The organism is Reyranella massiliensis 521, assembly GCF_000312425.1.
Taxonomy (GTDB): domain Bacteria; phylum Pseudomonadota; class Alphaproteobacteria; order Reyranellales; family Reyranellaceae; genus Reyranella; species Reyranella massiliensis.
This window is the reverse complement of sequence record NZ_HE997181.1, coordinates 5,183,778-5,197,619: the sequence shown is the minus strand read 5'-3', so window position 1 is coordinate 5,197,619 and position 13,842 is coordinate 5,183,778. Positions and strand designations below refer to the sequence as shown.

At 65.4% G+C, this 13,842-nt stretch carries 9 protein-coding genes; 8 read left to right on the top strand and 1 reads right to left on the bottom strand.

All coding sequences use genetic code 11. From position 1 onward, the window contains the following. Positions 1-42 precede the first annotated feature (42 nt). The 3 genes from BN60_RS25325 to BN60_RS25315 are packed head-to-tail and all read left to right on the top strand — an operon-like array spanning position 43 to position 5,584. A complete protein-coding gene (locus tag BN60_RS25325; protein ID WP_020698983.1) occupies positions 43-3,204 on the top strand; it encodes an efflux RND transporter permease subunit in 3,162 nt (1,053 codons plus the stop codon). Continuing rightward, positions 3,201-4,742, top strand: coding sequence for an efflux transporter outer membrane subunit (locus BN60_RS25320; RefSeq protein WP_020698982.1), 1,542 nt, complete (start codon positions 3,201-3,203; stop codon positions 4,740-4,742). The genes BN60_RS25325 and BN60_RS25320 overlap by 4 nt, the downstream gene beginning before the upstream one ends. Before the next feature lie 44 nt (positions 4,743-4,786). After that, complete coding sequence (locus tag BN60_RS25315; protein ID WP_020698981.1) at positions 4,787-5,584, top strand: alpha/beta fold hydrolase; 798 nt, start codon at positions 4,787-4,789, stop codon at positions 5,582-5,584. Positions 5,585-5,587: 3 nt separating this feature from the next. Here BN60_RS25315 and BN60_RS25310 read toward each other — a convergent pair whose 3' ends face one another. Then, on the bottom strand, positions 5,588-6,601 hold the full coding sequence (locus tag BN60_RS25310) for a tetratricopeptide repeat protein (RefSeq protein ID WP_083856281.1): 1,014 nt from the start codon (positions 6,599-6,601) through the stop codon (positions 5,588-5,590). Positions 6,602-6,713: 112 nt separating this feature from the next. On the opposite strand from BN60_RS25310, the gene acnA reads away from it, so the two are divergent. The 5 genes from acnA (at position 6,714) to acs (ending at position 13,834) form a co-directional block, all read left to right on the top strand. After that, positions 6,714-9,401 (top strand): aconitate hydratase AcnA, encoded by a 2,688-nt coding sequence (gene acnA / locus BN60_RS25305; protein ID WP_020698979.1) that lies wholly within the window; start codon positions 6,714-6,716, stop codon positions 9,399-9,401. 20 nt (positions 9,402-9,421) lie between these two features. Further along, a complete protein-coding gene (locus BN60_RS25300; protein ID WP_051150191.1) occupies positions 9,422-9,991 on the top strand; it encodes a DinB family protein in 570 nt (189 codons plus the stop codon). After that, positions 9,991-11,112 (top strand): alpha/beta fold hydrolase, encoded by a 1,122-nt coding sequence (locus BN60_RS29260; RefSeq protein WP_020698977.1) that lies wholly within the window; start codon positions 9,991-9,993, stop codon positions 11,110-11,112. Before BN60_RS25300 ends, BN60_RS29260 begins: the two co-directional genes overlap by 1 nt. 6 nt (positions 11,113-11,118) lie before the next feature. Continuing rightward, entirely contained in the window at positions 11,119-11,790 is a 672-nt protein-coding gene (locus BN60_RS25290) for a nitroreductase (RefSeq protein WP_020698976.1), read from the top strand. Between the two features lie 106 nt (positions 11,791-11,896). Next, positions 11,897-13,834: an acetate--CoA ligase gene (acs, locus tag BN60_RS25285; protein ID WP_020698975.1), complete on the top strand. Its 1,938-nt coding sequence runs from the start codon at positions 11,897-11,899 to the stop codon at positions 13,832-13,834. Positions 13,835-13,842 lie beyond the last annotated feature (8 nt).

The following is a 13,842-nucleotide window of genomic DNA, read 5'->3' as shown; positions in this document are numbered from 1 at the left end:
CGCCGCCAGCCCCGGCACTTTCTCCAGCACGGCGATCATCCCATGCAATCCCTCATCGCCGCCGCCCTCAGGCAACGCATCCTGGTTGTCATCCTGAGCGGAGTGCTCCTAGTCGCCGGCCTGTTCGCCTATGCGCGGCTAAACATCGAGGCCTATCCCGACCCGGTGCCGCCGCTGGTGGACATCATCACGCAGAATCCCGGCCAGTCGTCGGAAGAGATCGAGCGCTACATCACGATCCCCATCGAGATCCAGATGGCGGGCCTTCCGTATATCCAGGCAATCCGCACCGTCTCCCTCTTTGGCCTCAGCGACGTCAAGGTGCAGTTCACCTACGATGTGACCTACCAGCAGGCCTCGCAGATGGTGATCAACCGTCTGTCGCAGCTCGGCCCATTGCCCAACGGCGCACAGCCTGTTCTCTCGCCGACCAGCCCGATCGGTGAAGTCTTCCGCTACCGTGTGGCCGGTCCGCCCGGCTATTCGTCGGCCGACCTCAAGACCGTACAGGACTGGATCCTGCAGCGCCGCTTCAAGGCGATCCCCGGCGTCATCGACGTTACCGGCTGGGGCGGCAGGACCAAGACCTACGACATCACCGTCGATCTCGACCGGCTGATGGCCTACGGCCTCACGCTGAAGCAGGTGCTCGACGGGCTGAACAACGCCAACATCAATGTCGGCGCGAACACCGTGAATATCGGTTCGCAGTCGGCGATCGTGCGCAGCGTCGGCCAGATCCGCTCGATGGACGATATCCGCAACACCATGTTGACGGTGCGCGATGGCGCGCCCGTGCTGGTTTCCGATGTCGCCACCGTCACGGTGGGCAACCAGCCACGGCTCGGCATCGCCGGCCAGAACGACGACAACGACATCATCCAGGGCATCGTGCTGATGCGGCGCGGCGCGGAAACCATGCCGACGCTGACCGGCGTGCTGGACGAGGTCGACAAGATCAACAACGGCAACATCCTGCCGCCAGGCGTCCGCATCGAACGCATCTACGACCGCAGCGCCCTGGTCGAGGTCACCACCCATACCGTGCTGCACAACATGGTGATGGGCGTTGTGCTCATCTTCCTGATCCAGTGGTTGTTCCTCGGCGACCTGCGCAGCGCCCTGATCGTCTCGGCCACCATTCCCTTCGCCCTGCTGTTCGCCGTGGTCATCCTCGTGCTGAGTGGCGAATCGGCCAACCTGCTGTCCATGGGCGCGATCGACTTCGGCATCATCGTCGATGCCACCGTGATCATGGTCGAGAACATCTTCCGCCACCTCGCCCAGGCAAGCCATGGCCCGGCGGTAAGTTACCGGCGCCCGACACCGGAAGGCCTCACCGGCAAGCTCGCAACGATCTTCCACGCCTCGAGCGAGGTAACGCAGGCGATCTTCTTCTCGGCTACGATCATCATCGCGGGCTTCCTGCCGCTGTTCACTCTGTCCGGCGTCGAGGGCCACATCTTTGGACCGATGGCACGCACCTATGCCTACGCGCTGCTGGGCGGTTTGATCGCCACCTTCACGGTCTCGCCCGCCCTTGCAGCACTCTTGCTGCCGGACAAGGTCGCTCACGCCGAGACGCGCGCCGTGCGTATGCTCAGCCATGGATATGCGAGACTGCGCGACGTCGCGCTGGCCAGCCGCCGCGTCACGCTGGCGGCCGGCCTCGGCGCCGGCGCGCTGGCCGTGCTGGCCGGCAGCACCATCGGGCTCGAATTCCTGCCCAAGCTCGAAGAAGGCAACATGTGGATTCGCGCCGTCATGCCGGCGTCGATCTCGCTCGAAGCCGGCAACGACTACGCCAACCGCATGCGCAAGCTGATCAAGAGCTTCCCCGAGGCGGAAACCGTCATCTCCCAGCACGGTCGCCCCGACGACGGCACCGACTCGACCGGCTTCTTCAATGCCGAGTTCTTCGTGCCGCTGAAGCCTCTCGACCGCTGGCGCAAGGGTGTCGACAAGGATGCCCTGATCGCCGAGATCAACGACGCCTTGCAGAAGGCCTTCCCCGGCGTGGAATTCACCTTTTCCCAGTACATCCAGGACAATGTCCAGGAAGCCGCGTCCGGCGTGAAGGGCGAGAACTCGGTCAAGATTTCCGGCAATGATCTCGAAACGCTGGCTAAGCTCGGAACCGAGATCAAGAACGTGCTGGCAACGGTGCCGGGCATCACCGACCTCGCCGTGTCGGCCTCGCTCGGCCAGCCAACGATCCGCATCGACATCGACCGCACCCGGGCCGCGCGCTACGGCCTCGCGCCCGGCGACATCAACGCAACCGTCCAGGCCGCCATCGGAGGCCAGACGGCCGGCGATGTCTACGAAGGCGGCAGCGACCGGCACTTCCCCATGGTCGTCCGCCTGGCGCCGAAATACCGGCAAAACCTCGAAGCGATCAAAAGCATCCAGATCGGCGTCCAGATCGGTAACGGCGTGACCCAGGTGCCGCTCAGCGAAGTTGCCAAAGTCGAGCTCGTTTCCGGCGCCTACTACATCTACCGCGAGCAGCAGGAACGCTACGTCCCGGTGAAGTTCAGCGTGCGCGGCCGCGACCTCGGCAGCGCGATCCTCGAGGCCCAGCAGAAGGTGGCCGAGCAGGTGAAGATCCTCGGCGGCTATCGCATCGAGTGGGTCGGCGAGTTCGGCAACCTCAAGAACGCACTGCAGCGACTGGCCGTCGCCGTGCCGATCGCCATCGGCCTGATCGGCCTGCTGCTCTATATGAGCTTCGGCTCGTTCCGCGACACGCTGCTGGCGGCCAGCGCGATCCCCATGGCGCTGATCGGCGGGGTTCTCGGCCTCTTCGTGGTCGGCATGCCCTTCAGTATCTCCGCGGCCATCGGCTTCGTCGCGCTGTTCGGCATCGCCGCCATGAACGGCATCATGGTGCTGTCCTGCTTCAACCGCCTGATCGACGCGGGCCGCGACCGCGAGGCCGCGCTGCGCGAGACCTGCAGCGTGCAGCTGCGGCCGGTGCTGATGACGTGCGCCGCGGCGGCGGTCGGCTTGCTGCCCGCCGCCTTCTCGACGGCGATCGGCAGCCAGGTCCAGCGCCCGCTGGCGACCGTCGTCGTCGGCGGCACGCTGCTGGCGCCTCTGCTCTTCCTCACTGTCCTGCCGGCAGCCATCGGCCTCTTCTCGCGCCGACACCTGCCCGCCCCCAGCGAGGCCCCCCAAGCATCGGCCGCGGAGGCATCATGATGCGACGTCTCTTTCTCAAGGCATTTCCGGCCCTGGCCGTAACAACGGCGCTGGTCGCCTGCTCGGTCGGGCCCGATTTCATGACGCCCGAAGGCCCGGGAACCCGCACCTATCTGCCCGACCAGAAGGCGGACCTGATCGCCGCCGGCATTCCGGGCGGCGAGGCGCAGCGCATCGTGCAGGGCATGGACATTCCCGGCCAGTGGTGGGGCGTGTTCCAGTCGCCACAGCTCAACAGCCTGATCGAACGTTCGCTGAGGGCAAATCCCGACATCCGGGCCGCCGCCGCATCGCTCAAGGTGGCGCAGTCGAATGCGCGGGCACAGCGGGCGACGCTGTTTCCGACGATCTCGGCGGGCTTCACCGGGTCACAAAATCAGACGGCGACCACTCTGCAATCGCCGCTCTCGGACCAGTCGTTGAATATTTTCGGTCTCTTCACGGCCGGACTGCAGATCACCTATGCCCTCGATATCTGGGGCGGCAACCGTCGCCAGATCGAGTCGCTCGATGCGCTTGCCGAAGCGCAGTGCTTCCAGCTCGAAGGCGCCTATCTGTCGCTCGCGTCCAATGTTGTTGCGGGTGCCATCCTCGAAGCCTCGTTGCGCGCCCAGGTCGAGGCGACCAAACGGATCATCGCCGCCCAACGCGAAACGCTGGGCATCCTGACGCAGCAATCCGGGCTCGGTGCCATTCCCGGCGCGGACGTCGCGACACAGCAGGCCGCCATGGCGCAATCGGAGGCCATCCTGCCGCCGCTACAGAAGGCGTTGGCGCAGCAGCGCAACCTGATGGCCAATCTCACCGGCCGGCTGCCCAGCAATCCAGTCGCGGAACGCTTCGAGCTCGGCGATCTCAAGCTGCCCGGCGAGTTGCCTCTCAGTCTACCGTCCAAACTGGTGGAGCAGCGTCCCGACGTGCGCGCCGCCGAAGCCAACCTGCACTCTGCCAGCGCACTGGTCGGCGTGGCGATCGCCAACCAGTTGCCGCAGGTCACGTTGAGCGCAGGCATCACCGCCAACTCCGTCAGCCTCGACACGCTGTTCGGGGCGGGCATCCCCGGAACGATAGCCGGGTTCAACATCGCGCAGACCGTGCTCGACGGCGGCGCGCTCTACGCCAAGAAGAAGGGCGCCAAGGCCGCACTGGAGCAGGCCGATGCGCAATACCAGTCGACCGTGCTGGCCGCCTTTCGCAACGTCGCCGACACGCTGAACGCGCTCGAATATGACGCCACAACGTTGAAGGCCGCCGTCGAGGCCGAACGCGCCGCCGCCACCAGCCTCAACATCGCCCGCAAGCGCCTGGAACTCGGCGATACGACCTACATCTTCGTGCTGATCGCCGAACTCACCTATCAGCAGGCCATCCTGACACGCATCCAGGCGCAGGCGGCGCGGCTCACCAACACGGCTGCCCTGTTCCAGGCACTGGGCGGCGGCTGGTGGAACCGCGATACGGCCCTCGCCAACGAGCGCTCGAAGTGCCGCCCGCCGTCGGCGATACCGGCCAAGGCTCCATTGCAGGCTGCGCGCTAACCCGGCGCCTTCTCTCGGCGCCGCGTCCCGGCTACATCTGAGGTGTGAACCTCGACGACGAACTGATCGACCTTGGCGACCGCCGCCTGCGCGTGCGCCGCCTCTCGCCCGCCCAGGATGACGGGTTGGAACGCACCACGCTCGTCTTTCTGCACGAAGGCTTGGGCTGCATCGAGATGTGGCGCGACTTTCCGCAGAAACTCTGCGACGCCACGCGTTGCCGGGGCATCGTCTACGACCGCACCAGCTACGGCCGGTCGAGTCCCTGGCCGTCCGATCCGGGCGTCCGCTACATGGAGATCGAGGCCGACGACATTCTGCCGCGCCTGCTCGCGGCCCTGGCCGTCGACGACTGCGTGCTGGTCGGCCACAGCGACGGCGGCACGATTGCCTTGAACTACGCCGCCCGCGATCCCGAGCCGCTGCGCGCCGTCGTGACCCTGGCCGCACATGCGATCAACGAGCCGGTCTGCGTCGCGGCAATCCGGAAGGCGCGCGAGGCCTTTGCCGCAGGCGACCTGCGTCAGCGGCTTTCCAAGTATCATGGAGACAACGTCGACCGCGCCTTCCATCTGTGGTCCGACGCCTGGGTGGCGCCGGGCTTCGAGCCGATGGACGCCAACGGCAGGCTGCCCGGCGTGCTGGTGCCCCTGCAGGCGGTCCAGGGCGAAGACGACGAGTATGGCAGCGAGCTGCAGCTCGGCATCATTGCCGGCAAGGTCGGCGGCTATTGCGAAACCAGGCTGGTCGCCGATTGCGGCCACAGCCCGCACCTGCAGCAGCCCAGCTACGTTCTTTCCGAAGTCGCCCGCTTCATCGCGCCCCTGGCGCTGGCGGGCTGATCCTCACAGTCGCTTCAGCTCGCTGGAGGCGGCCCAGTTCATCTCCGAGGTCGTGGGACAACGCGCCTGGGCAAGCTGGAACTGTTCGCGCGCCCTCTGCTTGTCGCCGCGACGCACCGCATCCATGCCGATGAAGAAGGCTGACGGACATTTGCCATTGCTGCGCTTGGCGGTTTCGTCGGACTCGGCGGCAACCTCGAGTTCGCCCGATGAGCCCTTGCCCAACAGGAAGCGCACGATCTGGCCGGGCCATTCGTTCAGGCTCTCGGCACCGACATCCCTCGCCAGCGCCGCCCGTGCGTCGCGCCGCGCGCGCACCTGCGCGGCGTAGCGCCAGAGAAGCGGCGAAATCTTCGACTTGAGGGTCGGACGGCCCTCCAGCGAGCCGTTGAAGTCGTCGGCAGCCTGCGCGTAGTTGCCGAGATTGAAGTTGGCATGGCCGCGGAAAAACAAGGCAGCGCGTCGCTCGCTGTCGCTCTTCGCATTGGCCAGGGCGGAGTCGAGCAGCCCCAAAGCGCGCGGAAAATCGGCGATCTGCATATAGACCTGGGCCTGGGCGACCATCAGCGAGGGATCGCCGGGCTTACGCGCCAGGGCACTGTCGAGCGTGCGCAGTGCCGCTGCACGGTCGCCGCCGCCTGCGAGACTCGGCATGGCCAGCGACATTACGACCTGCCAGTCCGAGGGCAGGACCCGGCCCATCTCGGCAATGTCCTTCTGGCTGTCCGCGTCGCGTCCGAGCCGGCTGAGCTGAAAGGCACGGATGCTCAGATACATCGAACGATCCAGGGCCGAGAGCTGCGAGGCCGACAGGATCTTGTTCAGCGAATCGAGCGTCGCATTCCGGCCCGCCGCAGCTGCCCCCGAACCCGACGAGCTGTCCGAAGGACCGCTGGAGGGAAACTCCCGCGACGACGGATCCCACGATTCAGTGGCATTGCGCTGCGCCACGGCCTCGCCAGATAGAGCGAGGACGATGGCGACGAGCCCGAACAGCTGCACCATTCGACGTTGCATGGCACCAATCTGGCACAAGGACCACCAGGCTGCATCCGCCGATTGCCTGTGCCGTTCCGTGCCCCTATTTTGCCATCCGTCCGCATAAAAACCGACCTCGCAGGAGTACGATATGGCCGCCGCCCATCCCAACAGCTTCAAGGCCCGCAAGACGCTGAAGGTCGGTAGTCGCAGCTACACCTATTTCAGCCTCAAGGCGGTCGAGAAGGAGGTCGGCGACCTCTCCCGCCTGCCCTTCTCGCTCCGCGTCCTGATGGAAAACCTGCTGCGCCATGAGGACGGCACGACGGTCAAGAAGGCCGACATCGCGGCATTCGCAGGCTGGCTGAAGAATGGTGGCAAGTCGACGAAGGAGATCAACTTCCGCCCCGCCCGCGTCCTGATGCAGGACTTCACCGGCGTGCCGGCCGTCGTCGATCTCGCAGCCATGCGCGATGCCATGGGCAAGCTGGGCGGCGATCCGACCAAGATCAACCCGCTGGTGCCGGTCGACCTCGTGATCGACCACTCGGTGATCGTCGACAATTTCGGCAACAGCTCGGCCTTCGGCGCCAACGTGAAGCTGGAATACGAACGTAACCTGGAGCGCTACCAGTTCCTGCGCTGGGGTGCGATGGCGTTCGACAACTTCCGCGTCGTGCCGCCGGGCACCGGCATCTGCCATCAGGTGAACCTGGAGTATCTGGCGCAGGTCGTGTGGACCAAGAAGGAAGGCAAGGAAACGATCGCCTATCCCGACACGCTGGTCGGCACCGACAGCCACACCACGATGGTGAACGGCCTCGCCGTGCTGGGATGGGGCGTCGGCGGCATCGAGGCCGAAGCCGCCATGCTCGGCCAGGCGCAGCCGATGGTCATCCCCGACGTCGTGGGCTTCAAGCTCACCGGCAAGCTGAAGGAAGGCGCGACCGCGACCGATCTCGTGCTGACCGTCACGCAGATGCTGCGCAAGAAGGGCGTGGTCAACAAGTTCGTCGAATTCTACGGCGAGGGCCTCGAAGACCTTCCGCTCGCCAACCGCGCGACCATCGCCAACATGGCGCCGGAGTACGGCGCGACCTGCGGCTTCTTCCCGGTCGACGAGATCACGCTCGGCTACCTCCGGACGACCAACCGCGGCCAGGCTGCCAAGCTCGTCGAGGCCTATGCCAAGAAGCAGGGCCTGTGGCGTTCCAAGAAGTCGCCCGAGCCGATCTTCACCGACACGCTGTCGCTCGACCTCGGCGACGTGGTGCCGAGCCTCGCCGGCCCGAAGCGCCCGCAGGACCGCGTGGCGCTGACCGATGCCGCCTCGCAGTTCGTCGCGAACATGGAGAAGGAATTCGACCGCAAGGACGACGGCAAGCGCGTCAAGTGCAAGGGTACCGACTACGACCTCGGCCACGGCGACGTGGTGATCGCGGCCATCACCTCCTGCACCAACACGTCGAACCCTTACGTCATGCTGGGTGCCGGCCTGATCGCGCGCAACGCGGTCAAGCTCGGCCTCAAGGTCAAGCCGTGGGTCAAGACCTCGCTGGCGCCGGGCTCGCAGGTCGTCACCGAATATCTCGATGCGTCGGGCCTGACGAAGGATCTGAACAAGATCGGCTTCAACCTGGTGGGCTACGGCTGCACGAGCTGCATCGGCAACTCCGGTCCGCTGCCCGATCCGGTCACCAAGGCGATCGGCGACGGCGATCTCGTGGTCAGCTCGGTGCTGTCGGGTAACCGCAACTTCGAGGGCCGCGTCAATCCGCTGACCCGCGCCAACTATCTCGCCTCGCCGATGCTGGTGGTGGTCTACGCGCTCGCCGGCTCGATGAAGATCGACATCACCAAGGATCCGATCGGCGTCGGCAAGGGCGGCAAGCCGGTCTACCTCCGGGACATCTGGCCCTCGAACATGGAAGTCTCCAAGACCGTCGACAAGTTCGTCACGGCCAAGGCTTTCAAGAAGCGCTATGCCGACGTCTTCAAGGGCGACAAGTTCTGGCGCAGCATCAAGACCAAGCCGAGCCTGACCTATTCGTGGGACGACAAGTCGACCTACGTGCGCAACCCGCCCTATTTCGACGGCATGGGCAAGACGCCGCCGGCGCTCGCCAACATCACGGGCGCGCGCCCGCTTGGCCAGTTCGGCGACTCGATCACGACCGACCACATCTCGCCCGCCGGTTCGATCAAGAAGGACAGCCCGGCCGGCAAGTACCTGATGGAGCACAAAGTCGCTCCGAAGGACTTCAACCAGTACGGCACGCGCCGCGGCAACCACGAGGTGATGATGCGCGGCACCTTCGCCAACATCCGCCTCAAGAACGAGATGGTGCCGGGCATCGAGGGCGGCTTCACGCACCACTTCACGACCGACCAGCCCGAACCGATCTACGACGTGGCGATGCGCTACAAGAAGGAGCACACGCCGCAGGTCCTGATCGCCGGCAAGGAATACGGCACCGGAAGCTCGCGCGACTGGGCGGCCAAGGGCGTCAATCTGCTCGGCGTGAAGGCGGTGGTCTGCGAGACCTTCGAGCGTATCCATCGCTCGAACCTGGTCGGCATGGGCGTGCTGCCGCTGCAGTTCAAGGACGGCATGACGCGCAAGACGCTGAACCTGACCGGCCGCGAGACCTTCGACGTCGCCGGCATCGACGGCGAGCTGAAGCCCGGCATGGACATGTCGCTCACCATCCATCGGCCCGACGGCGCCAAGGAGACGGTGAAGGTGACCTGCCGCATCGATACCGCCGAAGAGGTCGGCTACTTCAAGAACGGCGGTGTGCTGCACTACGTGCTGCGCAACCTGGCCCAAGCAGCCTGACGCCGGCAGAAACGGGAGCCATGGCACCAGCTTCTCAACGCGGGGGGCTGGGTGACCACACCGTCGCCATGGCTCGCAACAACATCTGGGCGAACCACCGCCTGCTCAGCGCCTGCAAGGCACTGTCGCCGGCGGAGTTCGCTGCCCCGCGCACGAGCTTCTTTCCCACGCTGCGCGCCACGCTGAACCACATTCTGTGGGTCGATACCTATTACATCGACGCCCTAGAGCGCGATCCGACAGTGCTGCAGCGCTACAACGATCCGCCGCCCGACTTTCCCGACGCGGCCTCACTCCACACGGCCCAGATCGCGAGCGACCGTCGGCTGCTCGCCTTCTGCGAACGCCAGACCGAAGCGAGCCTCCTCGAAGGTCTGGTGTTGCCGCGGCCCAACCGCACGCCGCCGCCGTCGAGCGTACTGTCGATCCTCGAACATCTTTTCCAACACCAGACCCATCATCGCGGGCAGGCCCACGCCATGCTGGCCGGTACTGCCGTGAAGCCACCGCAACTCGACGAGTTCTTTCTCGCCGGCGAGCAGCATCTTCGCCGCGACGAGCTGCTGGCGCTCGGGCTCGAACCGAGTTGATGCGCCCTCGTCCCTCCTTCGCCGGTGCCGCGATCGAGGTGAGCGACCTCGGGCGCTCCGTGGCCTTCCATCGCCTGTGGTTGCCGATGCTGGGCTTCCGCCGTGTCTGGGCACATCCCGATCGCGTGATGTGGTCGCGCGGCTACGACCACTTCGTCATGCGCCAGGCCAAGGACGGCGTGTCCTACGGGCCGGGCGCGCTGTGGCTTGCCGTCTCGGCCGAGAGCCGCGCCCAGGTCGATCAGGTGTTCGCCGAGCTGCGCGACGCCGGCGCGGAGATCCTGCAGCCGCCCAAGGAACTCGAATACTTCGCCCCCGGCTACTACTCGGTGGGCTTTCGCGATCCCGACGGCGTGCCGATCGAGGTCGTGCACCGTTGGGATGAGCTGCCCGACCTCGCCGACGCCGAGCAGGTGCGCGTGCCCGGTCATGGCGTCACCTTGGGCGGTTACTTCTTCAAGCCCCAGGCGGGACAGCCGCCCTATCCGGCATTGATCCTGCTGCACGGCTTCGCCGGCCATGCCCACAATCTCGTCGGCCTGGCGCGGCGGGCTTCCGCCAACGGCTACGCCACGCTCGCGCTGTCGCTGCGCGGCTGGCTGGGCTCGGAGGGCGAAAGCGATCAGGGGCTGCGCCAGCCGCTCGACGTTCTGGCGGCCATCGACTGGCTGACCAAGCGGCCATCGGTCGATCGCGACCGTATCGGCCTGGTCGGCGCTTCGATGGGCGGCCAGGTAGCGCTGCTGACGGCAGCGCACAAGCCGCCGATCAAGGCGGTCGCCTCCTATTTTGCGCCGACCGATCTCGCACGCTGGCGCGCGGCAAATCCGTTCATTCGCGATTATCTCGACGATCTCTGCGGCCCCGAAGGGTTGCCTGTTCGCTCTCCGATATTCCGCGTTGCGCAGATCGACATTCCGGTGCTGCTGATCCATGGCGATAGCGACGAGAACGTGCCGGTCGATCAGACGACGACCATGGCGGAGGCGTTGCGAAATCACGGAAAGGACGTCGAAGCCTTTATCATTCCCGGCGCGACGCACTATTTTAACGACAAGGAGTATGGCATTGCCCTGCGCACCTTGTTCGACTTCATGCGTCGCCACCTGACTCGGAGCTAACTGTCCATGCGCGTGTCCGAAGCCATCAATTCCCGCCGCTCGATGCGGGTCTTCAAGTCCGAGCCCGTGGCCAAGGCCGACATCGAATGGATCATCACCAATGCCAACCGCGCAGCATCGAACGGTAATCTTCAGCCCTGGAAGCTCTACGTCACCATGGGCAAGGCCCGGCAACGCCTGTCGGCCGCAATCCTGAAGGCGATGGACGAGGGCGATCACGGGCCGGGCGGCGAATACGACGTCTATCCCAAGGAATTCACGCCGGTCTACGACACGCGCCGCAAGCTTGTCGGCAAGCAGCTCTACACGCTCCTTGGCGTGCCGCGCGGCGACGCCGCCGGCATGATGAAGCAGTTCCGCAAGAACTACGAATTTTTCGATGCCCCGGTCGGAATGATTCTCTGCGTCGAAAAGCGCATGGGTAACGGCCAGTGGATCGACTGTGGCATCTTTCTCGATCAGCTTATGCTGCTGGCCCGCGAGAAGGGACTGCACACCTGTCCGCAGGCGGCGTTCAGCCGCTATCAGCATGTCGTGCGGCGCGAGCTCAAGATTCCCGAGGACCAGGTCGTCATCTGCGGCCTGGCGCTGGGTCATGCCGATCCTGATGTGGTCCCTAACAGCCTGATCACCGAACGTGCGCCGATCCAGGACTTCACGACCTGGTTCACCGAGTGAAACTGCTGCCGCAGGGCGCGGCCAAAGTCGAATTGCCGAGCGCGATCACGGCGCGCTAGAACGCAGCTAATTGCCGGCTTAAGCCTAGCGATACGGGAGGAATGCCATGGCCGATGAGGTGATCGCCGTCAGCTCCGATTGGGCGAAGCGCGCCTATGTCGACGAAGCGAAGTACAAGGCGATGTATGACGCGTCGGTCAAGGATCCTGCCGGATTCTGGGGCGAGCACGGCAAGCGTATCGACTGGATCAAGCCGTACAGCCCCGGTGCCGTGCGCGACGTCGATTACACCGGCAATGTCAGTATCCGCTGGTATCACGACGGCGTGCTGAACGTGTCGGCCAACTGCGTCGATCGTCACCTCGCCAAGCGCGCCGACCAGACGGCGATCATCTGGGAAGGCGACGATCCCGCGAAGTCGAAGAAGATCACCTATCGCGAGCTGCACGCCGAAGTGTGCCGCATGGCCAACGTGCTGAAGGAGCTTGGCGTCAAGAAGGGCGACAGGGTCACGATCTACCTGCCGATGATCCCCGAAGCGGCCTACGCCATGCTCGCCTGCACGCGCATCGGCGCCATCCATTCGGTCGTGTTCGGCGGCTTCTCACCCGACAGTCTCGCCAACCGCATCATCGATTGCGAAAGCGACGTCGTCATCACCGCCGACGAAGGCCTGCGCGGCGGCAAGCCGGTGCCGCTCAAGGCCAACACCGACGAAGCGCTGACGAAGTGCCCGGGCGTGAAGAAGGTGCTGGTCGTGAAGCACACCGGCGGCAAGATCGGCTGGGATGCCGGCCGCGACGTGTGGTGGCACGAGATCGCCGCCAAGGTGCCGGCCGAGTGCGCGCCCGAGCCGATGAACGCCGAGGATCCGCTGTTCATCCTCTACACCTCGGGTTCGACGGGCAAGCCCAAGGGCGTGCTGCACACGACCGGCGGCTACATCGTCTTCACCGCGATGACGCACCAGTACGTGTTCGACTATCACGACGGCGACATCTACTGGTGCACCGCCGACGTGGGCTGGGTCACCGGCCACAGCTACATCGTCTACGGGCCGCTCGCCAACGGCGCCACGACCCTGATGTTCGAGGGTGTGCCCAACTATCCCGACTCCAGCCGCTTCTGGCAGGTGATCGACAAGCATCAGGTCAACATCTTCTACACCGCGCCCACCGCGATCCGCGCCCTGATGCGCGAAGGCGAGGCGCCGGTGAAGAAGGCGACGCGCAAGAGCCTGCGCCTGCTCGGTTCGGTCGGCGAGCCGATCAATCCGGAAGCCTGGCTGTGGTACCACCGCGTGGTCGGCGATGGCCGTTGCCCGATCGTCGATACCTGGTGGCAGACCGAGACCGGCGGCATCCTGATCACCCCGTTGCCGGGCGCGACGGCGCTCAAGCCGGGCTCCGCCACCAAGCCGTTCTTCGGCGTGCAGCCGGTGATGGTCGATGCCGACGGCAAGGAGCTGCAGGGCGCCGCGACCGGCAATCTCTGCCTGATCAATTCCTGGCCCGGCCAGATGCGCACGGTCTACGGCGACCATCAGCGCTTCATCGACACCTACTTCAAGACCTACCCCGGCAAATACTTCACCGGCGACGGCGCCCGCCGCGACGAGGACGGCTACTACTGGATCACCGGCCGCGTCGACGACGTGATCAACGTCTCGGGCCACCGCATCGGCACGGCCGAGGTCGAGAGCGCGCTGGTCGGCAACACCAAGGTGGCCGAGGCCGCCGTGGTCGGCTTCCCGCACGACATCAAGGGCCAGGGCATCTACGCCTACGTCACCCTGAAAGCCGGCGAGCACTCTTCCGAGGAGTTGCGCAAGGAGCTGGTCGCCTGGGTGCGCAAGGAAATCGGTCCAATCGCCACGCCCGACGTGATCCAATGGGCGCCGGGCTTGCCCAAGACGCGTTCGGGCAAGATCATGCGCCGCATCCTGCGCAAGATCGCCGAGAACGATTTCAGCAATCTCGGCGATACGTCGACTCTGGCCGATCCGATGGTCGTCGACGATCTGGTGAAGAATCGAGGAAGGTAAGGAGTCCG

Excerpts from the sequence above, each read along its gene's own strand:
- BN60_RS25300 (WP_051150191.1), top strand. The coding sequence starts at position 9,422 with ATGGCACCAGCTTCTCAACGCGGGGGGCTGGGTGACCACACCGTCGCC.
- BN60_RS25290 (WP_020698976.1), top strand. The coding sequence starts at position 11,119 with ATGCGCGTGTCCGAAGCCATCAATTCCCGCCGCTCGATGCGGGTCTTC.
- BN60_RS25320 (WP_020698982.1), top strand. The coding sequence starts at position 3,201 with ATGATGCGACGTCTCTTTCTCAAGGCATTTCCGGCCCTGGCCGTAACA.
- BN60_RS29260 (WP_020698977.1), top strand. The coding sequence starts at position 9,991 with ATGCGCCCTCGTCCCTCCTTCGCCGGTGCCGCGATCGAGGTGAGCGAC.
- BN60_RS25325 (WP_020698983.1), top strand. The coding sequence starts at position 43 with ATGCAATCCCTCATCGCCGCCGCCCTCAGGCAACGCATCCTGGTTGTC.
- BN60_RS25310 (WP_083856281.1), bottom strand. The coding sequence starts at position 6,601 with ATGCAACGTCGAATGGTGCAGCTGTTCGGGCTCGTCGCCATCGTCCTC.
- acnA (WP_020698979.1), top strand. The coding sequence starts at position 6,714 with ATGGCCGCCGCCCATCCCAACAGCTTCAAGGCCCGCAAGACGCTGAAG.
- acs (WP_020698975.1), top strand. The coding sequence starts at position 11,897 with ATGGCCGATGAGGTGATCGCCGTCAGCTCCGATTGGGCGAAGCGCGCC.